General features: G+C 72.5%; 24 protein-coding genes and 1 riboswitch. Of the genes, 8 read left to right on the top strand and 16 right to left on the bottom strand.

Annotated features, from left to right (window positions below; all coding sequences use genetic code 11):
• Positions 1–129 precede the first annotated feature (129 nt).
• The 3 genes from ACFE65_RS01785 to ACFE65_RS01775 all read right to left on the bottom strand — a co-directional run bounded on the left by ACFE65_RS01785 (position 130) and on the right by ACFE65_RS01775 (position 4100).
• Positions 130–1371: an MFS transporter gene (locus ACFE65_RS01785; protein WP_375380617.1), complete on the bottom strand. Its 1242-nt coding sequence runs from the start codon at positions 1369–1371 to the stop codon at positions 130–132.
• 4 nt (positions 1372–1375) lie between these two features.
• Positions 1376–2392: a histone deacetylase family protein gene (locus ACFE65_RS01780; RefSeq protein WP_375380616.1), complete on the bottom strand. Its 1017-nt coding sequence runs from the start codon at positions 2390–2392 to the stop codon at positions 1376–1378.
• Positions 2393–2501: 109 nt separating this feature from the next.
• A complete protein-coding gene (locus tag ACFE65_RS01775; protein WP_375380615.1) occupies positions 2502–4100 on the bottom strand; it encodes a lysine--tRNA ligase in 1599 nt (532 codons plus the stop codon).
• Positions 4101–4258: 158 nt separating this feature from the next.
• Between ACFE65_RS01775 and ACFE65_RS01770 the strand changes: the two genes are divergently transcribed.
• The 4 genes from ACFE65_RS01770 to ACFE65_RS01755 are packed head-to-tail and all read left to right on the top strand — an operon-like array spanning position 4259 to position 9643.
• Positions 4259–5452, top strand: coding sequence for a hypothetical protein (locus tag ACFE65_RS01770; protein ID WP_375380614.1), 1194 nt, complete (start codon positions 4259–4261; stop codon positions 5450–5452).
• Between the two features lie 52 nt (positions 5453–5504).
• Complete coding sequence (locus ACFE65_RS01765; protein WP_375380613.1) at positions 5505–8261, top strand: ATP-dependent DNA helicase; 2757 nt, start codon at positions 5505–5507, stop codon at positions 8259–8261.
• Positions 8262–8272: 11 nt separating this feature from the next.
• Positions 8273–8815 (top strand): histidine phosphatase family protein, encoded by a 543-nt coding sequence (locus ACFE65_RS01760; protein ID WP_375380612.1) that lies wholly within the window; start codon positions 8273–8275, stop codon positions 8813–8815.
• A gap of 60 nt (positions 8816–8875) precedes the next feature.
• Positions 8876–9643, top strand: a complete 768-nt coding sequence (locus tag ACFE65_RS01755) for an SDR family oxidoreductase (protein ID WP_375380611.1) — start codon at positions 8876–8878, stop codon at positions 9641–9643.
• Here the strand turns inward: ACFE65_RS01755 and ACFE65_RS01750 are convergent.
• From ACFE65_RS01750 to ACFE65_RS01700, 11 genes are read right to left on the bottom strand one after another with little or no spacing between them, the layout of a single operon-like run.
• The gene (locus ACFE65_RS01750) at positions 9606–10193 is read right to left on the bottom strand and encodes a histidine phosphatase family protein (protein WP_375380610.1); all 588 of its coding nucleotides are present in this window, start codon (positions 10191–10193) and stop codon (positions 9606–9608) included. The genes ACFE65_RS01755 and ACFE65_RS01750 overlap by 38 nt on opposite strands.
• Positions 10194–10201: 8 nt before the next feature.
• A complete protein-coding gene (locus ACFE65_RS01745; RefSeq protein WP_375380609.1) occupies positions 10202–10984 on the bottom strand; it encodes an adenosylcobinamide-GDP ribazoletransferase in 783 nt (260 codons plus the stop codon).
• Complete coding sequence (gene cobT / locus ACFE65_RS01740; RefSeq protein WP_375380608.1) at positions 10974–11984, bottom strand: nicotinate-nucleotide--dimethylbenzimidazole phosphoribosyltransferase; 1011 nt, start codon at positions 11982–11984, stop codon at positions 10974–10976. The genes ACFE65_RS01745 and cobT overlap by 11 nt, the downstream gene beginning before the upstream one ends.
• A 10-nt stretch (positions 11985–11994) precedes the next feature.
• Positions 11995–13455, bottom strand: a complete 1461-nt coding sequence (locus ACFE65_RS01735; protein WP_375380607.1) for a cobyric acid synthase — start codon at positions 13453–13455, stop codon at positions 11995–11997.
• Entirely contained in the window at positions 13443–14366 is a 924-nt protein-coding gene (cbiB, locus tag ACFE65_RS01730; protein WP_375380606.1) for an adenosylcobinamide-phosphate synthase CbiB, read from the bottom strand. Before cbiB ends, ACFE65_RS01735 begins: the two co-directional genes overlap by 13 nt.
• The gene (locus ACFE65_RS01725; protein WP_375380605.1) at positions 14363–15148 is read right to left on the bottom strand and encodes an ABC transporter ATP-binding protein; all 786 of its coding nucleotides are present in this window, start codon (positions 15146–15148) and stop codon (positions 14363–14365) included. Before ACFE65_RS01725 ends, cbiB begins: the two co-directional genes overlap by 4 nt.
• On the bottom strand, positions 15145–16107 hold the full coding sequence (locus ACFE65_RS01720; RefSeq protein WP_375380763.1) for a FecCD family ABC transporter permease: 963 nt from the start codon (positions 16105–16107) through the stop codon (positions 15145–15147). Before ACFE65_RS01720 ends, ACFE65_RS01725 begins: the two co-directional genes overlap by 4 nt.
• Positions 16108–16112: 5 nt before the next feature.
• Complete coding sequence (locus tag ACFE65_RS01715) at positions 16113–16925, bottom strand: ABC transporter substrate-binding protein (RefSeq protein WP_375380604.1); 813 nt, start codon at positions 16923–16925, stop codon at positions 16113–16115.
• Positions 16925–17548, bottom strand: a complete 624-nt coding sequence (cobO, locus tag ACFE65_RS01710) for a cob(I)yrinic acid a,c-diamide adenosyltransferase (protein WP_375380603.1) — start codon at positions 17546–17548, stop codon at positions 16925–16927. Before cobO ends, ACFE65_RS01715 begins: the two co-directional genes overlap by 1 nt.
• On the bottom strand, positions 17545–18546 hold the full coding sequence (locus ACFE65_RS01705) for an aminotransferase class I/II-fold pyridoxal phosphate-dependent enzyme (protein ID WP_375380602.1): 1002 nt from the start codon (positions 18544–18546) through the stop codon (positions 17545–17547). Before ACFE65_RS01705 ends, cobO begins: the two co-directional genes overlap by 4 nt.
• A complete protein-coding gene (locus ACFE65_RS01700) occupies positions 18546–20534 on the bottom strand; it encodes a TonB-dependent receptor plug domain-containing protein (protein WP_375380601.1) in 1989 nt (662 codons plus the stop codon). Before ACFE65_RS01700 ends, ACFE65_RS01705 begins: the two co-directional genes overlap by 1 nt.
• A gap of 129 nt (positions 20535–20663) precedes the next feature.
• Positions 20664–20872, bottom strand: a riboswitch (cobalamin riboswitch).
• A gap of 12 nt (positions 20873–20884) precedes the next feature.
• Between ACFE65_RS01700 and cobU the strand changes: the two genes are divergently transcribed.
• Together cobU and bluB are read left to right on the top strand one after the other, a co-directional pair.
• The gene (gene cobU, locus ACFE65_RS01695) at positions 20885–21421 is read left to right on the top strand and encodes a bifunctional adenosylcobinamide kinase/adenosylcobinamide-phosphate guanylyltransferase (protein WP_375380600.1); all 537 of its coding nucleotides are present in this window, start codon (positions 20885–20887) and stop codon (positions 21419–21421) included.
• Positions 21418–22053 carry a 5,6-dimethylbenzimidazole synthase gene (gene bluB, locus ACFE65_RS01690; protein ID WP_375380599.1) on the top strand — a complete coding sequence of 212 codons (636 nt, stop codon included), beginning with the start codon at positions 21418–21420 and terminating at the stop codon, positions 22051–22053. The genes cobU and bluB overlap by 4 nt, the downstream gene beginning before the upstream one ends.
• On the opposite strand, the gene ACFE65_RS01685 is transcribed toward bluB, so the two are convergent.
• Together ACFE65_RS01685 and ACFE65_RS01680 are read right to left on the bottom strand one after the other, a co-directional pair.
• Positions 22036–22581 carry a DUF177 domain-containing protein gene (locus ACFE65_RS01685; RefSeq protein ID WP_375380598.1) on the bottom strand — a complete coding sequence of 182 codons (546 nt, stop codon included), beginning with the start codon at positions 22579–22581 and terminating at the stop codon, positions 22036–22038. The genes bluB and ACFE65_RS01685 overlap by 18 nt on opposite strands.
• Positions 22578–23123: a ubiquinol-cytochrome C chaperone family protein gene (locus tag ACFE65_RS01680; protein ID WP_375380597.1), complete on the bottom strand. Its 546-nt coding sequence runs from the start codon at positions 23121–23123 to the stop codon at positions 22578–22580. Before ACFE65_RS01680 ends, ACFE65_RS01685 begins: the two co-directional genes overlap by 4 nt.
• A gap of 151 nt (positions 23124–23274) precedes the next feature.
• Between ACFE65_RS01680 and ACFE65_RS01675 the strand changes: the two genes are divergently transcribed.
• On the top strand, positions 23275–23766 hold the full coding sequence (locus tag ACFE65_RS01675; protein WP_375380596.1) for an outer membrane protein assembly factor BamE: 492 nt from the start codon (positions 23275–23277) through the stop codon (positions 23764–23766).
• A gap of 112 nt (positions 23767–23878) precedes the next feature.
• Complete coding sequence (locus ACFE65_RS01670; RefSeq protein ID WP_375380595.1) at positions 23879–25285, top strand: glycosyl transferase family protein; 1407 nt, start codon at positions 23879–23881, stop codon at positions 25283–25285.
• Positions 25286–25440 lie beyond the last annotated feature (155 nt).

The following is a 25440-nucleotide window of genomic DNA, read 5'->3' as shown; positions in this document are numbered from 1 at the left end:
GTTACTGAGCAATGTAGATCATCTCCATCCGCTCACCCTGAGCTTGTCGAAGGGCTGCACTTCTTCTGCGATGGAAAGACAGTGCTTCGACAGGCTCAGCATGAAGGGGGGCTGGGGAGCGCGTTCAACTTACCCCTCCACCACCACGATCGGCGTCGCGACCGGCAGCGGCGCCACCCGCCACAGCGCCACCGCGCCCACCAGCGCGACGCCGCCCAGCGCCAGGCAGAACCACGCGACCCCCGGCCAGCCGCTGCGTGTCCAGGCGATGCCGCCCGCCGATCCCAGCACGCTCGATCCCAGATAATAGAAGAACAGGTACAGCGCCGCCGCCTGTCCCCGCGCGGCCAGCGCACGCCGGCCAACCCAGGCGCTCGCGATCGAGTGCGCGCCGAAGAACCCCGCCGTCACCAGCGCGATGCCCGCGACCACGAGCGCGAGCGGCGCGGCGGCGGTGAGCGCGACTCCCGTCATCAACAGGACAACCGGCACCCAGAACACCCGCCGCCGCCCGATCCGCCCGGCGAGCCCGCCGAACCATGCGGAACTCGCCGAGCCGACGATGTACAGAAGGAAGATCGCGCTGACCGTCGTCTGGCCCAGCCGGTACGGCGCCGCCTCCAGCCGAAAGGCGGCGTAATTGTACACGGTGACGAACACCCCCATCAGCAGGAAGCCTTCGAGATACAGCCACGGCAGCGCCGCGTCGCGGAACAGCGCCCGAACGCCCACGCGCGGAGCGTCACGCCCCGCGAACCCGCGCGCCACAAATCCTCGAGAAGGCGGGGCGAGGCGGCGGAACGCCTCCGCCATCGCCAGCGCCACGACGCCGACCGCGCCGAGCGCCCAGCGCCAACCCGCAATGCCGGACCCCAGGCCGTCGAGCGCGCCCGCGACCAGGCTGACGCCGATTCGCCCGGTCATGCCGCCGATCGCCGTGCCCGCGATGTACAGCCCCATCGCCGAGCCGACCGAGCCTGCGTCCACCTCCTCGGCGACATAGGCCATCGCCACCGCCGGCACGCCCGCGAGCGCGACGCCGGTCAGCAGCCGGCAGGCGAGCAGCGTCCCCCAGCCGGGCGCGATCGCGGCGAGCAGCGTCGCCAGCCCGGCCCCGAACATCGCCGCCACCATCATCGGCCGCCGCCCCCACCGGTCCGACAGACGACCCGCGACCAGGATGCCGATCGCGAGCGGCCCGGTGGCGATCGAGACGGCCAGGCTCGCACCCTCCGCGCTCAGGCCGAACACGCGCGCGAACGTGGGCAACAGCGGCTGCGCAGCGTACAGCAGCGAGAAGGTGGAGAAGCCCGCGAACATCATCGCCAGCGTCAGCCGACGGTATGCGGGCGTGCCGCGCGCATGGGGCAAGGCGTCAGAAACCGGCAAGGAAGCTCGCCACGTTGGCGCCGAGCGCGTCCAGCGCGTAGCCGCCCTCCATCACCACCAGCGTCGGCCAGGCGCAGCCTGCGATCGTGCGCGCGAGGCGGGTGTAGTCGGCGGTTTGCAGCGCGAAATGGCTGATCGGATCGCCGGCCCAGGTGTCGGCGCCGTGGCTGACGATCAGCAGGTCGAGGCCGAACGCCGCGATCGCGCCCAGCGCCGCGTCCAGCGCGCGGGCATAGTCGTCAACGCTCGTGCCGTGCGGCAGCGGCAGGTTGAGCGTCGCGCCCGCTCCCGGCCCCTCGCCGCGCTCGTCGGCATGGCCCCAGAAGAAGGGATAGTCGGTGGCGGGATCGGCGTGGATCGAGGCGTAGAACACGTCGTCGCGGTTCCAGAAGATGTCCTGCGTCCCGTTGCCGTGATGATAGTCGGTATCGAGGATCGCGACGCGTGCGCATCCGCGTTCCGGGTCGGCGTCGCGGGCGGCCTGCGCGGCGATCGCGGCGGCGTTGAGATGACAGTATCCGCCGCAATAATCCGCGCCCGCGTGGTGACCGGGCGGGCGGCAGAGCGCGAAGGCGGCGCGATCTCCGCCCAGCACCGCGTCGAGCGCGGTCAGCGCCGTCTGCGCGCTGGCATAGGCCGACGCCCACGTGCCCGCCGCGATCGGGGTCGAGGCATCGAAACCGTGCAGGCCCAGCAACGCGTCGATCCGGTCGAGCTTGAGCGGGCGGCGACGCACGACGGGGAAGGCGTAGCCGATCGCGTCGCCCTCACGCTCCGCCGCCAGCCAGCGATCGTGCGCGGCTCGCAGGAAAGCGACATAGGCCGTGTCGTGGATGGCGAGGATCGGCGCATCGCCATGATCGACCGCCGGTTCCGCCCCGCCGATGGCGGCCAGGATCGCCTCGGCGCGCGCGGGCGTCTCGGCATAGGGCACCCAGTCGCCGTTGTGGAGCTCGCGGGTAGGCGCATGCGCGAGCTGGGCGGGGGAGAAGAAGGTGCGCACCCTTACCCTCTTTCCCGTTCATGCTGAGCTTGTCGGAGCACTGTCCTTCTATCACCGAAAAAGAAAGGACAGCCCTTCGACAAGCTCAGGGTAGACGGTGTAGGAGAGGTCATGCGGGCATTGCCAACGCTTCCGCGATCAGCCGCCGCGTGTTCGCGACGCCGTACAGCGCGATGAAGCTGCCCATGCGCGGGCCTTGTGACGATCCCAGCAGCGTCTCGTACAGCGTGCGGAACCAGTCGCGCAGCGCTTCCTTGCCGACCGTCGCCTTGCCGGTCTCGTACACGAGCGTCTGGATATCCTCCGCGTTCGCGCCGTCGGGTAGGTCGGCGAGGCCGGCGTCCAGCAGCCGCAACGCGTCCGCCTCCGCCGGCGTGGGCGCGCGGCGCTTGAGCGTCGGGGCGACGACGTCGCGGTTGTAGGCGAGCGCGTGGCCGATCAGCCGGTCGAGCTCGGGAAACCGCTCCGGGCTGGCATCGGGCAGGTAGCGCGCGAGATAGCCCCACATGCCGTCCCGGCTCGCCTCTGCGCCCAGCACGCCGGCGAGGTTGAGCAGCAGCCCGAACGTCACCGGCAGCGTGCCCGCGGGCGGCGCCCCTGCATGGATGTGGTGGACGGGATTGCCCAGCCGCTGCGCCACCGGCTGGTCGGGGTAGGCGACGCGCGACTGCCAATACTCGTCCACCGCGCGCGGGATGACGCCCAGGTGCAGCTGCTTGGCCTTGCGCGGCTCGCGATAGGCGTAATACGCCAGGCTCTCCTGCGGCGCATAGTCGAGCCATTGCTCCAGCGTCAGGCCGTTGCCCTTCGATTTGCTGATCTTCTGGCCGTTCTCGTCGAGGAACATCTCGTAATTGAACCCCTCGGGCGGGCGGCCGCCCAGCACGCGTGCGATACGGCCCGATTGCACGACCGAGTCGATCAGATCCTTGCCCGCCATCTCGTAATCGACACCGAGCGCGACCCAGCGCATCGCCCAGTCGACCTTCCACTGCAGCTTGGCCCGGCCGCCGAGCGCGGACTGCACCGTCCGGTCGCCGCCCTCGTCCTCGAACGCGATCATCCCTGCTTCGGCATCCACCACCTCGACCGGCACCTGAAGGATGCGGCCGGTCCGGGGGCTGACGGGTAGCACGGGCGAGTAGGTCGCGCGCCGCTCCGCGCCCAGCGTCGGCAGCATCACGCCCATGATCGCGTCGTAATGACGCAGGACGCCGCGAACGCCCGCGTCGAACCGGCCCGAACGATACTCCTGCGTCGAGCTGACGAACTCATAGGCGAACCCATATCGGTCGAGAAAGGCGCGAAGCCGCGCGTTGTTGACGGCGGCGAAACTCTCGTTGCTCCCGAACGGATCGGGCACCTGCGTCAGCGGCATGCCGATATGCTGCGCGAGCATCGCCCCGTTCGGCACGTTGTCGGGCACCTTGCGCAGCCCGTCCATGTCGTCGCTGAACGCGATCAGCCGGCTTGGCGCATCCGACAGTTCGGCAAACGCCTGGCGGACCATGGTGGTGCGCAGCACCTCGTTGAACGTGCCGATGTGCGGCAGGCCCGACGGGCCGTATCCGGTCTCGAACACGATCGGGGCGTTGCCCGGCTTGCCGCCATCTTGTTGCAGGGCAGGCCAGCGCTTCAGCAGCTTGCGCGCTTCCTCGTACGGCCAGGCCTTGGACTGGAGGGCACTGGCGCGAAGATCGTCGGTCATGCCGCGCGGGGTAGCGTGAGGGGGCGGGGGAGACAACCGACGGCCGGCAACGCCAAGGCGGCGGCTCGCGCGATCCGTTTCGCGTTGCGGCGGATCGTCTGGGCGTTAGGGACGGCGGCGGGGATGCGGCGCGGGGGAACGACGGGGATGAACGACTGATGCCTGCGTCGCCGCGCGCCGCCGGTCCGGCGTCGGTCCGCCGGCAGCGGGCGTGGCTCGTCGGCCTGACGCTCCTCGCCTATCTGTCCTGCGTCGGCGTCAAGCTCGGCGTCCACCAGTTCGACATCAGCCGCTTCGTCGTCGCGGGCGATCGCTTCTTCTCGCCCAAGGACCTCGCCTACCCCATTGCGGTCAAGCCGCATTCGGACGGCTACGACGGCCAGTTCTTCTATCGGCTGGCGCTCGATCCGCTGGACACGAGGCGGGTCGCCTATGGCATCACGATGGAGAGCCATCCGGTCGTGCGCGCGCAACGGATCGCCTATCCCGCGGCGGCCTGGGCGCTGAGCCTGGGGCAAGGAGCCGCCGTCCCCTATGCGCTCGTCGCGGTGAACCTGCTGTGCGTCGCGCTGATCGGCTGGGTCGCAGCGCTGCTGGCCGCGCATTTCGCCGTTCCTGCGCGGTTGGGACTGTTGATCCCCTTCCATCCGGGCTTCGTCATCGCGCTCTGCTGCGACACGGCGGAGATATTCGCGACCACCCTCGCCCTTTCCGGCGCGCTGGCGGCGGCGACGCGTCGATGGCCGCTCGCGGCGCTGCTGGCCGGCGCGGCCGTGCTGGCACGCGAGACGACGCTGCTCTACCTGATCGGGTTCGGGCTGGTCGCGGTGGCCGACGGCTTGCGGCGACGCTCGTTCGATCGGCGCATCGCCTGGTGTCTCGTCCCGCCGATCGTCTTCGTCCTGTGGCAGGCGGTGCTCAAGAGCATCTGGGGCACGTTGCCGTTCGAAGACCTCGGCCACCACGATCTGTCGACCGTGCCGCTCGTCGACTATGCACGAGCGGTCGCAGGGTTCGGCCTTGCCGTGATCGGGCGACCGTTCAGCTATCACGCGATCTTCGATTGGGTCAGCTGCCTGTCGGTCGGCGTCTTCGTCGGCTTCGTGGCCATCGAAGCGGTGAAGCGGCCGGCCTTCCTGTCCTTTGTCATCCCCTGGAGCCTGTACGTCGCCCTGGCGGCATTGTTCACCGATGCGATCTGGGGCGAGCCGCTCGGCTATCTGCGTATCCTGTGCGACGTCTACGTGCTCGGCATCGCCACGCTGATCGCCGCTGGGAACGAGGCGGCGCTGCGCGCGATGGTCCCGTTCGTGGCGGTGGCTTGGACCGCGACCGTCGTCTTCATCCTGTGACGAACAGATTGCGCCGTTGCCAATTCGTTCCGGCCGGCGCATCGTCGCATTGATGTTGCAGCACCCCGCGCTCCACGCCAGCCACGCCGGCATCTGGATCGCGGCCGCGCGAAACGGGGCTGCACAAGGGTGCCGCCGGATCGACCGGGGCGAGGCGATCCGGATCGCCGCCGACACGCCCGTCATCCTGCTCAACGCACCGCTGATCGGGCAGCGGCTGGGTCATCCCGACCTGTCGGGGCTCGACCTGCTCGAGTTGTTCGCGTTCATCCACCCCGCGCGCTTCGCGGTGCCGACGCCGGCGGGGCTCGCGCGCGCGGTGGACCTGTCCCCGCCCGAGCGCGACGAGGATGTCGCCGAGTTCCTGGCCGAGGCGGCCGCCGCGTTGCTGGCCGTGCCACAAGGCGACTGGGCGGAACGCGAGGGCGCGTGGACCGCCGCGAGCAGTCTGTCGCGGCTGCGCTGGCCCTGGGCGCCGCTGGTGAGCGCCGCGCTCACGAGGCCGGCGGCCGGCGAGCGGATGCTGTTCTCCCGCCTGCCCGAATGGGAGGAGCAACCGCCCCGCCCCGCCCCGCGCGTCGTGCCGCTGGAGGCCGCCGAGGTGGAGGCGCGGCTCGCGTCGCTGACCGGCGACGGCGCGGAGGAGCGCCCCGGCCAGCGCGCCTATGCCGCCGCCGCGGCCGCCGCCTTCGCCCCTCGCAGCGTTCGCGACGCGCCCAACATGGTGCTGGCGGAGGCCGGAACGGGGATCGGCAAGACATTGGGCTATCTCGCCCCCGCCTCGCTGTGGGCGGCCAAGAGCGGCGGGCCGGCGTGGGTGTCGACCTATACCAAGGCGCTGCAACGCCAGCTCGCGCGCGAGACGCACCGGCTGTTCCCGGACGCGGCCGAGCGGCGCCACCGCGTCGTCACCCGCAAGGGGCGCGAGAACTACCTGTGCCTCCTCAACCTGGAGGACGCGCTGCAGGGCGGCTTCGCGGGTCGCGCGGCGGTGCTGGCGCAGCTCGTGGCGCGCTGGGCGGCCTACACGGTCGATGGCGACATGGTGGGCGGTGACCTGCCCGGCTGGCTGACGACATTGTTCCGCCGCAACGGCCCCGCGGCCCTCACCGACCGGCGCGGCGAATGCGTCTACGCCGGCTGCCCGCATTACCGCAAATGCTTCATCGAGCGCGCCGCGCGCGCCTCGGCGGCGGCGGACATCGTGATCGCCAACCACGCGCTGGTGATGGTCAACGCCGCGCGCGGACGCGAGGTCGCGACGCGGCCGACGCGCTACGTCTTCGACGAGGGCCACCACCTGTTCGACGCCGCCGACATGATGTTCGGCGTCGCGCTGTCGGGCGCGGAGACGATCGAGCTGCGCCGCTGGCTGCTGGGTCCGGAAGCGACCGGGCGCGGGCGGCGGCGGGGCCTCGCCGCGCGATTGTCCGACGTCGCGAGCTACGACGAGGCGGGTGGGCGCGCGGTGGCGGACGCGGTCGATGCAGGCCGCGCGCTGGCGAGCGACGGCTGGCTCGGCCGGATCGGCGACGGCGAGCCGTACGGGCCGATCGAGACGCTGCTGGCCGCCGCGCGGGGGCTGACCTATGCGCGCGCCGAACAATCGAAGGAGCCGGCCGGCGACGCGGGCTATGGCCTGGAGACCGAGCTCGCCGAGCCGACGCCGGAGCTGATCGAGGCCGCCGCCCCCGCCGCGCACGCGCTCGACGCGCTGCTGCGCCCGCTGGTCGCGCTCGGCCGGCGGCTGGAGGCGGTGCTGGCCGAGGCGCCGGACTGGATGGACTCGCCCGCCCGCGCGCGCATCGAAGGCGCGATCGCCTCGGTCGGCTGGCGCGCGGAGACGGTCGCGGGATGGCTCGCGCTGCTGGCCCGCGTCGGTGGCCCGGCGGACGCGGACTTCGTCGACTGGCTGGCGGTGGACCGGATCGAGGGGCGTGAGATCGACATCGGCCTCCACCGCCGCTGGCTCGATCCCACGCGGCCGTTCGCGGAGGTGGTGCTGAAGCCCGCGCACGGCGTGCTCGTCACCTCGGCGACGCTGACGGGCGGGGGAGCCAACCGCGACGAGGGGTGGGAGACGGCGGAGGCGCGCGTCGGCGCGCCCCACCTCGCCCGTGCGCCCGGCCGGTTCGAGGCGCCGAGCCCGTTCGACTATGCGCGCCAGGCCGAGGTGCTGATCGTGACGGACGTCAAGCGCGGCGACATTCCCGCGCTCGCCAACGCCTATGCGCGGCTGATCGTCGCGGCGGGCGGCGGCACGCTGGGGCTGTTCACCGCCATCCGCCGCCTGCGCGCCGTCCACGCGCGGATCGCCGACCGGCTGGCGCGCGAGGGCCTGCCGCTCCACGCCCAGCACGTCGACCCGATCGACACCGGCACGCTGGTCGACATCTTCCGGGACGATCCCGCCGCCAGCCTGCTGGGAACGGACGCGCTGCGCGATGGGGTGGACGTGCCGGGCGTGTCGCTCCGCCAAGTGGTGCTGGAAGGCGTGCCCTGGCCCAAGCCGTCGGTGCTCCACGCGGCGCGGCGGCTGGCGGGCGGCGGCAGCGCCTATGACGACCGGATCGTGCGCGCGCGGCTGGCGCAGGCGTTCGGGCGGCTGATCCGCCGCGCCGACGATCACGGCACGTTCGTGATGCTGACGGCGGCCATGCCGAGCCGGCTGCTCGCCGCCTTCCCCACGGGCGTGCCGACCGCGCGAGTGACGCTGGACGAAGCAGTCGCCAGGGTTACGAAGGGGCGGGCCGCGAGCCGGCTATCCACGGCACCGCCGATCGGGCATGTAGCGGGCCTACCCGCCTGACGGAGAGTTCGTTGAAGACGCTGACGCTGCTGCGCCACGCCAAGTCGGGCTGGGACGACATCGTGAAACGCGATCTCGATCGGCCGCTCAACGACAAGGGGCGCCGCGCCGCGCAGGCGGTCGGGCGGCACTGGCGCGCGCTGGATCTGTCGTTCGGCCACGTCGTCGCCTCGCCCGCGGTGCGCGTGATGGAGACCATCGCGGCGGTGGAGACGGGCTATGGCCGCCGCCTCGCGCCCGAATGGGACCGGCGGCTGTATCTCGCCACGCCCGAGACGCTGCTGGAACTGGTGCGGGAGTTCCCGGCCGACACGGACAGCGCGCTGCTCGTCAGCCACAATCCGGGGCTGGAGGAGCTGGTGCTGCTGCTGGTGCCCGATCGCGCCGACCAGCCGCTGCGCGACGATGTGGAGCTGAAGTTCCCGACCGCCAGCACCGCGCAACTGACGTTCGACGTCGGCGCCTGGGCCGATGTGGCGGAAAACGGCGGCACGCTCGCGCGCTTCGTCCGCCCGCGCGACCTCGACGCGGCATTCGGGCCCGACGGAGAATAAACGCCTCTTATCTCCGGCGCCCGGCGGCCTACATCGATCGGTCAGCGCAGGAGCATCACCATGACACCGACCGGCAACACCATCCTCGTCACCGGCGGCGGATCGGGGATCGGCGCGGCGCTCGCGCAGCGGTTCCACGATGCGGGCAACACCGTGATCGTCGCCGGGCGGCGGCAGGCGGCTTTGGATGAAACGATCGCCGGCCGCGAGCGGATGCATGCCATGACGCTGGACGTCGAGGACGCGTCGGCGATCGACACCTTCGCCGCGCGGCTGGTGGCCGAGCATCCCGCGCTCAACGTGCTGGTCAACAACGCCGGCATCATGAAGCTGGAGGACGCCACGACGCGCCGCGACCTGGCCGACGCGGAGGCGACGATCGTCACCAACCTGCTCGGCCCGATCCGGCTGACCAACGCGCTGGTCGATCATCTCAAAGCGCAGCCGAACGCCGCGATCGTCAACGTGACGTCGGGCCTCGGCTTCGTGCCGCTGACCGCGGCGCCGACCTATTCGGCGACCAAGGCGGCGATCCATTCCTATACCGTCAGCCTGCGGCGTTCGCTGGCAGGCCGCGTCGAGCTGATCGAGCTGGCGCCGCCGGGCGTGCAGACCGACCTGACGCCGGGCCAGGCGACGCGCCCCGGCTATCTGCCGCTGGTCGACTTCATCGACGAGGTGATGGCGTTGTTCGGCCGGCAGCCGACGCCGCGCGAGATCCTCGTCGAGCGGGTGCGCCCGATACGTGAGGCGGAGGCGGACGGGCAGTTCGACGAGCGGCTGGCGACGCTCAACGAGATGGCGGAGAAGGCAAGAGCCGGCGGCTGACGGTCACCACCGTCCCGGTGGGCACGATGTGGTCGGGCATCGCGGTGAGCGGGTCGCCCGCCAGCGCGCACCGGATCGCTGCGATCGGTCCGGCGTGTGCGACGACCAGGATCGGATCGCCCGGCGGCAGGTCGGCCCAGGCGGCCAGCGCGCGGTTGGCAAGCTCCAGCCCGGTCTCGCCGCCGCCGGGGCGGAAGCCGTCGGGATCGTGGATCATCCCGTCCATCGCGTCGCCGGTCTCGCGCCAGATCGCCTGCCACGTCCGGCCCTCCCAGTCGCCGAAATCGCGCTCCGCCCAGCGCGGGTCCGCGACGATCGGGCAGGCATGCCGGCGCGCGACCAGATCGGCGAGCCGCCGGGTGCGCCGCAGGCCGGAGTGGACGATCGCCGCCAGCGGCTCGTCGGCGTGTCGATGGGCCAGCGCGCGGGCGATCGCCGCCCCCTCGTGGCTCCACCCCATGTCCGACCGGCCATAGCACCGGCCCGCCCACGCCGTTGCGACGGGCGGGTGCCGCACGAGCAGGATACGGCCGCCCAACCCGCCCCTCACCCCGGCTGTCACCCGACCGCACAGGCGGCGAGCAAGGTCGCGAGTTGGCCGAGATACGCCGCGAAGCCGAGGCAATCGCCGGTGCTGCCGCCGATCCGGCGGTTTAGGAAACGGGCAAGCAGCGGCAGCATCACCGCTCCGGCCAGCACCACCGCCGCCATCGCGCCCGGTCGCAGGACCGCCAGCGCGGCGACGCCGGGCAGCAGCGTGACGACCGCGAGCCCCAGCGTGCGCGGCGGCATCGCGCCGATGTCCTTCGCGATCCCGGTGCCGGCCGGCGCGTGCGGGCACAGCGCCAGCAACGCCACCGCCCAGAAACGCGCGACCGCCGCCGCGCCGACGATGGCGGCGGTCGCCAGGCCGGGCGGAAGCGCCGCCATCGTCGCCCAGCGCAGCGCCGCCATCAGCCCCAGGCCGAGCGCGCCATAGCTGCCGATCCGGCTGTCCTTCAGGATGCGCCGCGCCTCCTCGCCGGTCGCGCCGCCGCCGAACGCGTCGCAGAAATCGGCGACCGCATCCTCGTGGAACGCGCCCGTCAGCCAGGCCTCCACGACAAGCGCGATCAGCACCGCGACCGGCACCGGCCAGACCAGCCGCGCGCCGGCGAGCACGAGCGCGGTGACGAGGCCGATCGTGGCTCCCACCAGCGGCAGCCAGCCGGTCGCGCGCGCGAGGCCGTCCCGCGCCTGCTCGGGCGTCAGCCGCGCGAGCGGCGGCACCGGGACCCGCGTCAGGAACTGCACCGCCAGCAGCGGCGGCGCCCAGGCGGGGGCCCGCGCATCAGTCCCCACGCGCCGCGCCGATCTGGTCCAGCCGCGCGACGCCGGTCAGCAACGCGGCGGCCGCATCGAGCAGCGGCAACGCGACGAGCGCGCCCGATCCCTCGCCCAACCGCATGCCCCAGTCGAGCACCGGATCGAGGCCGAGGTGCGCGAGCGCGGCGGCGTGACCCGGCTCGGCGGAACGATGGCCGGCGATCATCGCGGCGGCGGTCCCGGGCGCCAGCGCCTCCGCCACCAGCGCGGCGGCGGTGGCGACATAGCCGTCGAGCAGCAGCGTCGCGCCGCCGGCCGCACCGCTCGCGTAGAAGCCGGCCATCGCGGCGATCTCGAACCCGCCGACGCTCGCCATTGCCGTGCGGGGATCGGCTTCGGCCCGCGCACGGGCGACCGCGGCGGCGACCACCGCGCGCTTGGCCGTCATCACCGCGTCGTCCGCGCCGGCACCCCGCCCCACCGCCGCATCCGGTTCGATCCCGGCGAGCAGCGCGGTCAGGCAGGCGGCGGGCGTCGTGTTGCCGATGCCCATCTCGCCTGCGATCAGCAGCCGCGCGCCCCCGCCCAGGGCACGCGTCGCCTCGTCCGCGCCGACGGCCCAGGCGGCGTCGAACTGCGCGAGCGTCATCGCCGGGCCGTGCGCGAGGCTCGCCGTCCCGTCCGCCACCCGCGCGTCGCGGAAGAAGGCGGGCGGCGCCACCGGCCGCTCCCCCGCCACCCCGACGTCCACCAGCCGCAGCGGGCAACCGTGCGCCGCCGCCAGCGCGCTGCTGGTCGCGCGGCCCGCGAGGATCGTCGCCACCATCATCCCCGTCACCGCCGACGGCCAGGCGGACACGCCGTCCGCGACGCAGCCATGGTCGCCCGCGAACAGCACGAGCGCGCGCGGCCGGGTCGCAGGGTCGAGCCGGCCCTGCGTCAGCGCCAGGCGGACGGCGATGTCCTCCAGCCGGCCCAGGCTGGCGCGCGGCTTGGCGAGCGCATCGAGGTGCGCACGGACATCACCTTCGGTCATCGAGCTTCGATCATTCGGCTTCTCCGGCGATGGCAAGGATGCGGTCGACGTCGAGCACCTGCTCCAGCGCCGTGGCGATGCCGTCGAGCGCGGCGTCGATCGTGTCGGCGCGGTCGAACCCGTCCGAGGCGGCGCCGATCCGCGCCAGCCAGTGCGCGCGCGCCTCCGCCCGGTCGAACAGGCCGTGGACGTAGCAGCCGGCGATCCGGCCGTCGCCGGCCACCGCGCCGTCGGTGCTCCCGTCCGCGAACCGCAGCAGCGGGCGCGTGCCGGGGTCGGCGGCCGTCGTGCCGGCATGGATCTCATAGCCCACGAAGGGCGCGCCGCCCGCGACGTGCGTGCCCGCGATCGCCCGCACCCGCTTGGCGGGGCCGAGCACCGTCTCGACCGGCAACAGTCCCAGCCCGGCGACGCTGTCGGCCGGCCCCTCGATCCCGTCCGGATCGGCGATCCGCCGCCCGAGCATCTGATAGCCGCCGCACAGCCCCAGCACGTGGCCGCCACGCCGCACATGACCGGCAAGGTCGACGTCCCACCCCTGCGCTCGGAAGAATGCGACGTCCGCGATCGTCGCCTTGCTGCCGGGCAGGATCACCAGCGCGGCGTCGCCGGGCAGCGGCCGGCCCGGCGGGATCATCGCCAGACGCACGCCGGGCTCGGCGGCCAGCGCATCGAGATCGTCGAAATTGGCGATGCGCGAGAGCATAGCCACCGCGATCAGCGGGCCGTCGCCTGACATCGCAGACCGGTCAAGCGCCACCGCATCCTCCGCCGGCAACCGCGCGGCGTCCGCGAGCCACGGCACGACGCCGATCCCCGTCCAGCCGGTCGCGCGCTCGATCGCAGCGAAGCCGTCGTCGAACAGCCGGGGGTCGCCGCGGAACTTGTTGACCAGGAAGCCGCGGATCGTCGCCGCGTCCGCCGGGTCGATCACCGCCTTGGTGCCCACCAGCGAGGCGATGACGCCGCCGCGGTCGATTTCGCCGACCAGCAGCACCGGCACGCCGGCCGCGCGCGCGAAGCCCATGTTGGCGATGTCGCCGCCCCGCAGGTTGATCTCCGCCGGGCTGCCCGCGCCCTCCGCCACCACGAGGTCGCATCCGTCCCGCAACCGGCGATAGGCGGCCAGCACCTCGGGCAACAGGCCGCGCTTCGTCGCCTGGTACGCGCCCGCGCCCAGCGTCGCGCGCACGCGGCCGTTCACCACCAGTTGCGCGGTGCGGTCGGACTGCGGTTTCAGCAGCACCGGGTTCATGTCGGTGATGGCGGGCGTTCGGCAGGCGATCGCCTGCAGCGCCTGCGCGCGGCCGATCTCGCCGCCATCGTGTGTCACGGCGGCGTTGTTCGACATGTTCTGCGGCTTGAATGGACGCACCGACAGCCCGCGGTTCGCGAACAGGCGACAGAGCCCCGCGACCAGCACCGACTTGCCGACGTCCGACCCGGTTCCCTGGAGCATCACCGCGCCCACGCGAGCGCTCCCACGATCAGCCACAGCGACAGGCAGGCCGCACGGTACACGCGCAGCGCGCGGGCGAGGTCGGCTGCGTCGGGCGCCCACCCGTCGCCCAACACTGCGCGCATCGCCGGCTCGCCATCATATGTCACCGGGCCGCCCAGCCGCCGCCCGAGCACGCCCGCCATCGCCGCCTCCGGCCAGCCGCCGTTGGGCGAGGCGTGGGCGCGGGCATCGCGCCACATCGTCCGCCAGCCACCTCTTCCCGCCAGACAGATCAGCGCCCCCGCCAGCCGCGCTGGCACCCAGTTCACCCCATCGTCCGCCCGCGCGCTCGCCCAGCCGAACGCCGCGAGGCCCGGCGTGCGGTGGCCGATCATCGAGTCGGCGGTGTTGATCGCCTTCGCCGCGAACAGCCCGGGCAGGCCGGCGACGAGGAACCAGGCGGCGGGTGCGACCACGCCGTCGCAGAAGCTTTCCGCAAGGCTCTCGATCGCGGCGGTCGCGACGCCACCTTCGTCCAGCGCCGCCGTGTCGCGCCCGACGATCATCGCCACCGCGGCGCGCGCACGCGGCAGATCGCCCCGCGCGAGCGGACGAAGCACGGCCGCGACATGATCGTGCAGGCTGCGCTGCGCGAGGCCGGTCGTGCCGATCGCGACGACCAGGACGAGGCCCCAGCCCCGCCCGTCCATCCGCTCGGCCAACCACTCGATCGCCAGCCCGATCGCGACCGACAGGCCGACCAGCACCATGAGCAGCGCGACACCCGCAACACGCCGCCGACCCTCGCCGCCCCGGTTCCACCCACGCTCCGCCCCGGCGATCAGCGCGCCCGCCGCCTCGACCGGGTGCCGCCAGCCGCGCGGATAGCCGAGCGCCGCCTCCACGATCAGGATACCGAGCAGCGGCGCGGCATGGATCACGCCGTTCCGACGGGCAGGATGAAGCGGTGTCCGGCGGGCGTGGTGCCGATCTCCACCGCCACGCCATAGGCCTCAGCGATCAGCGGCGCGGTCAGCACGTCGTCCGTCGGTCCCGCAGCGACCACGCGGCCGCCCGCCATCAGCACCACGTCGTCCGCGACCCGCCCGGCGAGGTGCAGGTCGTGCAGCACCAGCACCACGCCCCGCCCCGCCTCCGCCTGCCCACGCAGGCGGGCGAGCACGTCCAACTGGTGCGCGGGGTCGAGGCTGGCGAGCGGCTCGTCCGCCAGCAGCCAGTCGGGCTCGCCCGCCAGCACGCGTGCCAGCAGCACCCGGCCGCGCTCGCCGCCCGACAGTTTCTCGACGCCGCGGTGCGCCAGATGCGCGACGTCCGTCTCCGCCATCGCCCGCGCGACCGCGTCGCGATCGGCCTCCGTCTCTCCCCAGCGGCCACGATGCGGCAGCCGGCCGAGCCCGACCAGCGTCGCAACGTCGATGTTCCAGTGGACCTCACCCGACTGCGGCAACAACCCGATCCGCCGCGCCCGCTCGCGCCGGTCGAGCGCCGCGACGTCCACGCCGTCGAGCGTCGCCTGGCCCGCATCGGGGACGCGCAGCGCGGCGAGGCAGGTGAGCAGGCTGGTCTTGCCCGCGCCGTTGGGCCCGAGCAGCGCGGTCACCCGTCCTTGCGCGAACCGCACGGACACGCCGTCGAGCACGCGCGCGCCGCCCAGCGTGAGGGTGATGGCGTCGGCCGCGAGAACGCATTGGGGCACGGTCATGCCAGTCCTCGCCGCATGCGGACGAGTAGCCACAGGAAGAACGGGCCGCCCAGCATCGACATCGCGATGCCGAGCCGGAGCTCGCTGACCGTGGGCGCGATCCGTACCAGGCTGTCGGCGACCGTCAGCAGCAGCGCGCCGCCCAGCGCGGACGGCAGCAGCGTCGCCGAGGGGCGCCCGCCGACGAACGGGCGCACCATGTGCGGCACGATCAGCCCGACGAAGCCGATCACCCCCGCCGCCGCCACCGACGCGCCGACGCTCATGGCGGTGCCGACGATCACCGCCAGTTGCAGCCGGCGCGGATCGACGCCCATCGAGCGCGCGGCCGGCTCGCCCAGCGTCAGCGCGTCCAACGAACGCCCGGTGGTGGCGAGGATCGCCGCGCCTGCGACGATCAGCGGCACCGCCACCTCGACGTCGTTCCAGCTCCGGTCGGTCAGCGCGCCCATCAGCCAGGTGACGATCTCCGACGCGACGAACGGCGTCGGCGCCAGGCTGATCGCGAGCGCGGTCGCGGAGCCGGCGATGCTCGTCAGGATCAGCCCGGCGAGCGTGAACAGGATCAGGCTGCCCGATCTGCCCGCGATCGCGGCGAGCAGCGCCATGGTCGCCGCCGCCCCCGCCAGCGCGAAGCCCGGCAGCAGCCACGCCTGCGCGGCATAGCCGAAATACAGCGACAGCACCGCGCCGAGCGCCGCGCCCGACGACACGCCGAACAGCCCCGGGTCCGCCAACGGATTGCGCAGATAGCCCTGCATCGCCGCGCCCGACACGCCCAGCGCCGCGCCCACCGTCAGCGCCAGCACCGTGCGCGGCAGCCGCAGCTCGACGATGATGATCGAGCGCGGATCGGCCGCCGTCCATGCGTCGAGCGGCACCCACACCTTGCCCGCCGCGACCGACAGGCAGGCGGCGAGGATCGCGCCGGCCAGCAGCGCCCAATTCAGACGGGCCATCCGGCTCATCGCACCTCTCCTCGCACCGCACGAAGCCGCTCCATCGCGGCGACGATCGTCGGCCCACCGCAGCTCAGCAACCGCGTCGGATACGGCGCGACCGTGATCCGCCTCGCGAGATGCGCGAGCGCGGGATGGCTCGCCAACCGATCGCCGTGCGCGTCCGCCGCGCCGACCGACAGCAGCACCCTTGGTGGCCGCGCGACGAGATATTCGAGCGGCAGCACGTCCCATTGCTTGAGGCCATAGCCCGCGCTCATGTTGCGGAACCCCGCGCGCGTCATCAGCTCGTCCGCCAGCGTGCCGCTGCCCGGCACCAGCCCGCCGCCCGACAGGATCAGCGCGCCCACAGGCGCCAGCCCGGACGGACGCGCGGCCACGTCGATCGCCTCCGCCAATGCCTGCCCACGCGCGGGATGGCCCGCGACCGCAGCGACGTCGCGCACCTGCGCCTCGCTCTCCGCCACCGATTTGGGCACGAGATATTCGACCTTCCGGATGTGCATCCGCTCCAGCGCGGCGATCGTCGAAGGCGCCACATGCGGCCCCGTCATCACCAGGTCGGGGCGCAGCGCCACCACCTCCTCCGCCGTGCCCGACGTCGCCACGAAGCGGTTGGCGAGCGCGATCGGGATCGAGGTCGCGCGCGGGTCCTGCGAATAATGGCTGATGCCGGCGATCTGCGTGGGGTCGGCGACGCGCATCAGGATCGCGTCGACACACGGGTTGATCGACACGATGCGCGGCGCCCGCACGGGCGTGGCGCCGATCAGCGGCAGCGACAGCAGGATGGCCGGACGAAGGGAGGGGCGGCGCATCAGAACTCCACACCCTTCTGCGCCTTGAACCCGGCCTTGAACGGGTGCTTCACCTCGGTGAAGTCGGTGACAAGGTCGGCGATGGCCAGCAGCTCGGGCCTGGCGCCGCGGCCGGTGATGCAGACATGCTTGGTCAGCGGCCGCTCGCGCAGGAACGCGACGATCTCCGCCACCGGCAGCGTGTCGTCGCGCAGCACGATGTTGAGCTCGTCGAGGATCACGAAATCGAACGCGGGATCGAGGATCATCGCCTTCGACCGCTCCCAGGCGGCCCGCGCGGCGGCGATGTCGCGGGCGCGGTCCTGCGTATCCCAGGTAAAGCCCTCACCCATCACCTCGAACGTCGCCAGCTCGGGATTGGCCTCGAAGAAGTTGCGCTCGCCCGTCTCCCATTTGCCCTTCACATACTGGAGGATCGCGACCCGCATCCCCCAGCCCAACGAGCGGATCGCCATGCCGAAGGCGCTCGACGACTTGCCCTTGCCGTTGCCGGTGTGGACGATCAGCAGGCCGCGTTCGAGCGTGCGGCGCGCCTGCATCTTGGCGCGGGCGGCGGCGACGCGGGCCATGCGCGCATTGTGGCGCTCGTGGTTGTCGGGGGCGTCGGGTTCGGGTGGGGTCATCGGGGATACTCCTCCAGCGCGGCGGCCAGTCGATCGAACGCGGCATCGTCGGCGGGCAGGCCGAGACGCAGCCGGCCGGGCCGGTCCGCGAACGGGCGCGTCAGGATGGCACGCGCGGCGAGGTGACGGAACAACGCGTCCGCGTCCTCGCAGGCGATCAGCCGGAACAACGACGCGGCGCCTGCGACCTGTAACCCGGTACGCTCCAGCAGCGCATCGAGCCGCGTGCCCGCCGCCGCGATCCGGGCCGCCTGCGCCTCCCGCCAGCCGGCGTCGCGATAGGCCGCGCAGCCGATGGAGATCGCCGCACCCGACACCGGCCAGTCGCCCAGCAGCGAGCGCAACCGTGCCGCGACTCCCGGGCCGCACACGACGAAGCCGAGCCGCAAGCCCGGTAGGCCGTAAAACTTGCCGAACGAGCGCAGCACCAGCAGCCGCTCGCTCGCCTGCCCGACGTCGAACGACGCGAGGCCCGGCGCGGGATCGGCGAACGCCTCGTCCGCCACCACCGTCGATCGGGCCGCGATCGCGGCGACCTGCGCCGGATCGGCGATGCGGCCGTCCGGGTTCGCCGGGCTGGCGAAGACGACCGGATCATGGGTGGCCGCCGCTTCCGCCAGGCTCTCGTCGGCGATCGGCGTAGCGGCGGGCCAGGCGGCGGCATGGCCCGCATAGCCCGGCCGCACCACCGCCGGCGTCCGGCTCGGCAGGATGACGGCCAGCAGCCGCAGCGCCATGTCGCTGCCCGGCACCGCGACGACGCATCGGCCGCCCGGCACCCCGAACGCATCGGCGGCGGCCGCCTCCAGCGCCGCGAGGGCGTCGGGCTCGGGCAATCGGTCCAGCCCTAGCCCGGCGGCGACAGGATAGCTCCAGGGTGCGATGCCGGTGGACAGGTCGATCCACGCGGCACCGTCCTCAGCCGGCCCGAACGCCGCACGCGCCGCCTCGATGCGCCCGCCATGGGCGCGGAACGCATCGAGGCTCGTCTGCGTCATCAATAGCTCAACCGGATGCCGCCGTACGCCGCGCGGCCGGGCTGACCATATTGGTAGATCGTCTGGTAGCGCTGGTCCGCCAGATTCTCGACCCGGCCATAGACCGACACGTTGTGCGTCACCGGATAGGAAGCACGCACCGCCAGCAGCACGTACCCATCGAGCTGCCGCGTGTCGGCCGCGTCGTCGAAACTGTCGCCGACCGCCGTCAGCGTCGCGCCCGTCTCCAGCCCGAAGAACCAGCGGTAGTCGACGTTCGCCGTCACGCTCTGGCTCGGCCGGCGCGCGAGCCGCCGGCCGAAGGTGAGCGAGCCGGGCGAGCGGTCTTCCGCATCGAGATAGGTGTAGCTGCCGCTGACGGTGAAGCCGTCCGCCGGATGCAGCGCGAGCGTCGCCTCCAGCCCTTGCGACAGCGCGCGCGCGACGTTGTCGTACGTCCCGTACGGCCTGTTCGTGCAGATGCCCGTCAGCGGCGCGATGCACGACACGAAGTTGATGAGGTCGTTCGAATTGCGGTGGAACCACGTCGCGCTCGCCTCGATCGCGCCGCCCACCGCCTTCTGCGTCACGCCCGCGTCCCAGCCGTGCGAGCGTTCCGGGCGCAGCAGCGCGTTGCCGTATTCGCTCTGCAACTGGTACAGCGTCGGCGCCTTGAACCCCTCCGAGTAGCTCGCGCGGAACACCGTGTTGCCGCCGTTGGGCGTGTAGGCGCCCGATCCCGACACGGTCGTCGCGCCGCCGAACACGTTGTGCTCGTCATGCCGGACGCCGCCCGTGACCGTCAGGCCGTTGACGGGCGTCACGACGAGCTGGCCATAGCCGCTCCAGATCGCCGCGCGGCCGATCGTCTGCGGGCCGCCGTAGCTCGACGTCGTGAAGCGCGTCACCTCGCGCTCGGCGCCGAACGTCGTCTGGACGATGGGCCCGAGATCGAGCACGCCCTGATATTCCATGCGGTTGTTGAGGCCGCGTCCCAGGAACGTCTCGGTATCGACGCCGCCGGTCGGGTCGATGTCGCGGCGGCGCGTGTCGGTGTACGCATAGCCGAAACGGTTCTTCAGCCGCCCGTCGAACAGCCCCAGATTGACGCCCGCATAGCCGATCGCCTGTTTGGTCAGCGCATATTCGGGCGTGTCGGCGAACGTGTAATTGGGCGGGGGAAAGCCGTCGATATCGGTCCGCCCGTCCGAATAGAAGCCGCGGAGATCGACCGACAGATTTTGCGCGAGCGCGACGGTGACGCTGCCGTTGAAGCCGAAGTTGCGATAGCCGTCGCGCTCGGTGCCGGCGGCATAGGCGGAATTGCCCTCCGTCCGGTAATAGCCGCCGCCCAGGCTTGCCGACACCGGCCCGATCTTGTCGGACACGTTGGCGAAGCCCTGACCCGTCTCGTGCCAGCCGCCCTCCGCGCGGGCGTTCAGTTCCAGATGGTCGGTCGGCTGGCGGGTGATGAGGTTGACGACGCCGCCGATCGCCTGGTTGCCCCACAGCACCGATTGCGCGCCGCGCAGCACCTCGATCCGGGCGATGTTGCCGACCAGCAGCCCGCCGAAGTCGAACCCACCACCGGGCGACGACGGATCGTTGAGCTTGACGCCATCGATCAGCGCGACCGTCTGGTCGGTTTCCGCGCCGCGAATCGACACGCCGGTGGTGGTGCCGGTGCCGCCGTTGCGCGCGACGGTGACGCCGGGCGTCTGGAGCAGCAGGTCGGACACGTTGCTCACCTGGCGCTGCACGATGGTGGCGGTGTCGAGCACCGTCACCGACTGGCCGACGCGGTCGATCGGCTCGGCGGTGCGGTTGGCGGTGACGACGACGTCTCGGCCGGAATTGGTGGCCTGTTCGAGGCCGGCGGTGCTCTCGGCGGACTGGCCGGCACCCGGACTGTCGGTCGCGACGGTCGCTGCGCTGGTGGATTGCGCGACGGCAGGCGCGGCGACGCCGATCGCCAGCGCGGCGGTGGAAAGCAGGATATGGTTCTTCACGTCTTGGTCCCTCGTCGGTGACGGGGCACACGCGACATGGCGCCGGGATTGGCTCCCGCCGCGTGACGCCCCAAGGCACGTCGTCACGCGAGGAAAGCTCCTCGTCCGCCCGGCACACCCCGTCCGCGCGAAGGATCGACCGCGACGGGCAGGTCTCCTGGCTCGCGGGTCAACGCCTCGCCCGGCCTTCCCGGACCTGCAAGGGTCCAGTGGCACACGGAGGAGCAAGGCTCACCGGTCACAGTTGCGGGGGCAGCCCCGGCTCGCACCCCCATGAGGAGGTGCTTCCGGGTTCCCTTTTCATCCCATCTCTGGGAACCTGTCGCGTTCCGGGCCATAGGCGCGGCGCGATGGCGGAGCAAGACGCGAGCATGACGGGCCACACGACCCTGTTCTTGGGCGGCGCCCGCTCGGGCAAGAGCCGGCTCGCGCAAGCCGCGGCTGAGGCATTGCCGGGGTCCCTGACCTATCTCGCGACCGCCGAGGCCGGCGACGACGAGATGGCGGATCGGATCGCGCGCCACCGCGCCGACCGGGGCGAGCGCTGGCGCACGGTGGAATGCCCGATCGACCTGCCCCGTGCGATCGGCGATGCGATCGGCGACGCGGACGGCGTGGTGCTGGTCGACTGCCTGACGCTGTGGCTGTCGAACCTGATGCTGGGCGGCCACGACATCGAGGCGGCGGGGGCGGCGCTAATTGCCGCGATGGCTGACGCGCGCGGGCCGTTGCTGCTGGTCAGCAACGAGGTCGGGTTGGGCTTGGTGCCCGAGACGCCGCTCGGTCGTGCGTTCCGCGACGCGGCGGGGCGATTGAACCAGGCCGTGGCGGCGGCGGCGACCCGCGTGGTGTTCGTCGCCGCCGGCCTGCCGCTGACGCTCAAATGAGCGATGCGCCCGCCTTCGATGCAGGCTTCCGCGAGCGGCTGGCCGAGCTGTTCGCGTGGCGACGCGACGTGCGCCGGTTCCGGACCGATCCGGTCGACCCCGCGCTCGTCGACACGCTGATCGAGACGGCCTCGCTCGCCCCGTCGGTGGGCCTGAGCCAGCCGTGGCGCTTCGTGACGGTGGACACGCCCGCGCGCCGGGCCGCGATCCGGGCGGCGTTCGCGGACAGCAACGCCGCCGCGCTCGCCGCCCAGCCCGACGCGCGCGCCGCCGCCTATGCCGCGCTCAAGCTCGCCGGGCTGGACGCCGCGCCCGTCCACATCGCGGTGCTGGTCGAACCCGATCCCGCGCAGGGCCACGGCCTGGGCCGCACGACGATGCCCGAGACGGTCGGCTATTCCGCGGTGCTGGCGATCCACACGCTCTGGCTTGCCGCGCGGGCCGCCGGGCTGGGGCTGGGGTGGGTGTCGATCCTCGAGCCCGAGCGGGTCTGCGCGATCCTCGACGTGCCCGCCGACTGGCGGCTCGTCGGCTATCTATGCCTGGGCTGGCCGGCGGCGGAGACCGTCACGCCGGAGCTGGAGACGGCGGGCTGGGAGCATCGCCGACCGGCGTCAGTCGTCCGGCGCTGACTTCGCGGCGAACAATTGTCCAAGGCCCGCAAGGCCGGTGACCGGCCGCACCTCGTCTTCGCTCAGCACACCCGCCTCGCGCAGCACCGCCGCGGCATTCGGCCCGCGCGGGAACGGGTCGAGCGCCAGCACCATCGTCTCCGCCGCCGCTTCGCCCAGATCGATCGCGCCGTCCTCGATCGGTAGCGTGTCGAGCACGTCCGCGTCGAGCTCCACCTCCTCGGCCGGCGCGCCCTCCTCGGCGAACAGCAGCGACACCGCCTCGTCCACCACCGCCCGCCACGGCTCGTCGGTGATCGAGCAGGCCTGCGTCACCTGCGCCTGCACCCGGCCCTCCGCTGCGATGCCCGCCCCCCTGCCCCCTGTCATCTTGCGCACGCGATAGGTGGCGACGAGCCGCTCGATCGACACGAGCCCAAACCGCGTGGCGAGGGCGGCCCGCTCCGCCGCATCGGCCTCGATCGCCACCGTGCGCTCGCCCGCGCCGATCGCGTCCAGCCGCTCGGGGCGCGAGAACTCCGGCGTCACGGCAGTTCGCCCGCGAGCAGCACCGGCAACGACACGCCGGCCAGCCGGTCGCGCAGCCCGGCCAGCCCGTCGCGCACATGCTCCAGAGCCGCGGGTGCCGGCGCCTGCCCGCGATACACGTTGCGCACAACCGCCTCGCCCAGCGCCGCGCCGCCGTCGCCCTTCTCTCCTTGGCCGGCGGCGAACCCGTCGCGATACGCGCCCAGCCGCCCGCCCAGCATGCTCATCATCTTGCCGATGTGCTTGCCCACGACGATGTCGCCGATGCCGAGCTGGCGCAACTGGCCGTCCATGTCCTCGACGAACCGCTCGGTCAGCCGTGCGGAGGGTATGGCCGCTGCCGGGTCCTCCTCCATCCGTAGCAGAACGGCCGACAGCACGGCCGCGACCATGTCGAATCGCCCGTCCACCGTGTCCGGCACCGCGCCCGCCAGATACCAGTGCGGCTCGCGCGCGCGCAGCACCACCGCGTTGTACAGCGGCAGCGTCTCGCTGCCGTGGCGGCCGGTCAGCCCCGCGATCCATGCCCCCAGCCAGCCCACGCGCGCTCCTTCCGATCGATCGGTTCCGCGCAGGCGGCTTGCTGCGCCCCGCGTCCCCGCATAGTGAGGGCCTGCATATCGAGGCACGGCACGGGCGATGCAATCGCGCTGCGCCCCATGTCCTTGGCACGCCTTTGGCCCGGAGAGTAGCATGCGCGTCCGTTTCCCCCTCGTCCTCGCGCTCGCGGCGGCTACGACGCTCGCCGGCGGCTGTACCCGCCTGCGCTCTCACCAGGGCTATATCGTCGATGCCGATCTGGTGAACTCGGTGCAGCCGGGCGTCGATAACCGCGACTCGGTCGCCAAGGTGCTGGGCCAGCCGAGCTTCAAGAGCCAGTTCGGCGAGCAGAACTGGTATTATCTGTCGCGTGACTCGCGCAATTACGCCTTCACCCAACCGCATCCGACCAACCAGCTGACGCTGGAGATCAGCTTCGATCGCGCCGGCACCGTGTCGGCGATCCGCCGCTCGGGCGCCGAGCAGATCGCCGCGATCGGCCCGTATGGCAAGACGACGCCGACGCTCGGCCGCACGCGCAGCTTCTTCCAGGACCTGTTCGGCAACATCGGCACGGTCGGCGCCGCGGGCGTCGGCAGCAATCCCGACACCAGCAACACCGGCGGCGGTCGCACCCGGCCGTAACGCTGCTCCCCCCGGCCGGAGGGTAGCAACGGCGCCATCGGACGACCCCCTTGCGAACGGCGTGCTGCGTTGCGACAAGATGCACCCGAATCGGGGGGGAATGCTGGGGGGCATGACCGGATTGCTGGGGATCGTCGACGCGGGTTTCCGCGAGCTGCTGCTGTTCGCGGCGGCCGGCGTTCTGCTGGGCGGGATCGACGATCTGGCGGTGGACGCGATCTACTGGGGCCGGGTCGGCTGGCGGTGGCTGCGGCGCCAAGGCCCGGCGACGCCGCTGCTCGCGGACTTCCACCCGGCCGCCGCCGACAGCCGGTTCGCTGTGTTCGTCCCCGCCTGGGACGAGGCGGGGGTGATCGCGCCGATGCTGCGGCTGGCGATCGCGCGGCTCGACCATCCGGGCTGCACCTTCTTCGTCGGCTGCTACCCCAACGACCGTGCGACGATCGACGCGGTGACGACGGTCGCCCGCGACGATCCGCGCGTCCGCCCGGTCGTCGGCGAGCGGGACGGGCCCACCACCAAGGCCGATTGCCTCAACACGCTGTGGCGCGCGCTGCTGAACGCCGATCCTGGCGGCGAGACGCGCGCGGTGATCCTCCACGATGCGGAGGATGTGGTGCACGCGGGCGAGCTCGCGATCTTCGACGCGTTGATCGGTCGGAACGACATCGTGCAACTACCCGTGCTGCCGCTGATCGATCCCGAGCGGCCGCTGGTATCGGGCGTCGTCGCCGACGAGTTCGCCGAGAGCCATGCCAAGATCATGGTGGTGCGCGAGCTGGTCGGCGCCGGATTGCCGCTGGCCGGCGTCGGCTGCGCGATCGCGACGCCGCTGCTGCACGCGCTCGCCGGGCCGGACGGCATGCCGTTCGACGCGGACAGCCTGTGCGAGGATTACGAGATCGGCCTGCGTGCGACCGCGCACGGCGGGTCCGCCTGTTTCGCTCGGGTGGCGGAGTTCCCAGGCGGACCGGCGGTGGCGATCCGGGAATATTTTCCCGCCACCCTGCCCGCCGCCGTCCGCCAGAAGGCGCGGTGGATGACAGGCATCGCGCTGGCAGGTTGGGACCGCACCGGCTGGGCCGGGCCACTGGCGATCGGCGACCACTGGATGCGCGCCCGGGATCGGCGCGCGCCGCTGGCGATGCTGGTGCTGTGCGCCTGCTACCTCGCGCTGCTGGCCTGGGGCGCGAGCGCGGGGCTGCACCGGATCATGGGCACCTCGGTGGCGGCGCTGCCGGGCTGGACGGTGCTGCTGGTGCGGGTCAACGCGATGCTGCTCTGCTGGCGCATGGCGATGCGCGCGTTGTTCACCGGCCGCGCCTATGGCCGGCGCGAGGCCTGGCGATCGATCCCGCGACTGCTGGTCGGCAACCTGATCGCGCTCCTGGCCGCCCGGCGCGCCTTCTGGTGCTACCTGTTGCTGCTGGCCGGCGGAAAGACGTGCTGGGACAAGACGGTCCACGCATTCCCGGCCGAGTTCGGTGGTGCGGGCCCGGTGGCGGTGGACGCTGCGTGACCGGCGCGGGCCGGCCGCTGCGGTTCCTGCTGCTGGTGATCGGCGGGTGGACGGGCGCACGGCTGTGGTGCTGCTGGCCCGCCCTGCCGACCCTGCCGGCGCTGATCCGCACGGTAGTGCCGCTCGACCGGTTCGCCGGCCTGCGCCCGATGCGC

It is taken from the genome of uncultured Sphingomonas sp., assembly GCF_964237335.1.
Classification (GTDB): domain Bacteria; phylum Pseudomonadota; class Alphaproteobacteria; order Sphingomonadales; family Sphingomonadaceae; genus Sphingomonas.
The sequence above is the reverse complement of the archived record's forward strand: the minus strand, read 5'-3'. Positions and strand labels throughout refer to the sequence as shown.

Coding starts and splice junctions, on each gene's coding strand:
- ACFE65_RS01715 (WP_375380604.1), bottom strand. CDS start 16,925: ATGCGCCGCCCCTCCCTTCGTCCGGCCATCCTGCTGTCGCTGCCGCTG.
- ACFE65_RS01675 (WP_375380596.1), top strand. CDS start 23,275: ATGCGCGTCCGTTTCCCCCTCGTCCTCGCGCTCGCGGCGGCTACGACG.
- bluB (WP_375380599.1), top strand. CDS start 21,418: ATGAGCGATGCGCCCGCCTTCGATGCAGGCTTCCGCGAGCGGCTGGCC.
- ACFE65_RS01705 (WP_375380602.1), bottom strand. CDS start 18,546: ATGACGCAGACGAGCCTCGATGCGTTCCGCGCCCATGGCGGGCGCATC.
- cobO (WP_375380603.1), bottom strand. CDS start 17,548: ATGACCCCACCCGAACCCGACGCCCCCGACAACCACGAGCGCCACAAT.
- cobT (WP_375380608.1), bottom strand. CDS start 11,984: ATGACCGAAGGTGATGTCCGTGCGCACCTCGATGCGCTCGCCAAGCCG.
- ACFE65_RS01755 (WP_375380611.1), top strand. CDS start 8,876: ATGACACCGACCGGCAACACCATCCTCGTCACCGGCGGCGGATCGGGG.
- ACFE65_RS01725 (WP_375380605.1), bottom strand. CDS start 15,148: ATGACCGTGCCCCAATGCGTTCTCGCGGCCGACGCCATCACCCTCACG.
- cobU (WP_375380600.1), top strand. CDS start 20,885: ATGGCGGAGCAAGACGCGAGCATGACGGGCCACACGACCCTGTTCTTG.
- ACFE65_RS01770 (WP_375380614.1), top strand. CDS start 4,259: ATGCCTGCGTCGCCGCGCGCCGCCGGTCCGGCGTCGGTCCGCCGGCAG.
- ACFE65_RS01670 (WP_375380595.1), top strand. CDS start 23,879: ATGACCGGATTGCTGGGGATCGTCGACGCGGGTTTCCGCGAGCTGCTG.
- ACFE65_RS01775 (WP_375380615.1), bottom strand. CDS start 4,100: ATGACCGACGATCTTCGCGCCAGTGCCCTCCAGTCCAAGGCCTGGCCG.
- ACFE65_RS01720 (WP_375380763.1), bottom strand. CDS start 16,107: ATGGCCCGTCTGAATTGGGCGCTGCTGGCCGGCGCGATCCTCGCCGCC.
- ACFE65_RS01765 (WP_375380613.1), top strand. CDS start 5,505: ATGTTGCAGCACCCCGCGCTCCACGCCAGCCACGCCGGCATCTGGATC.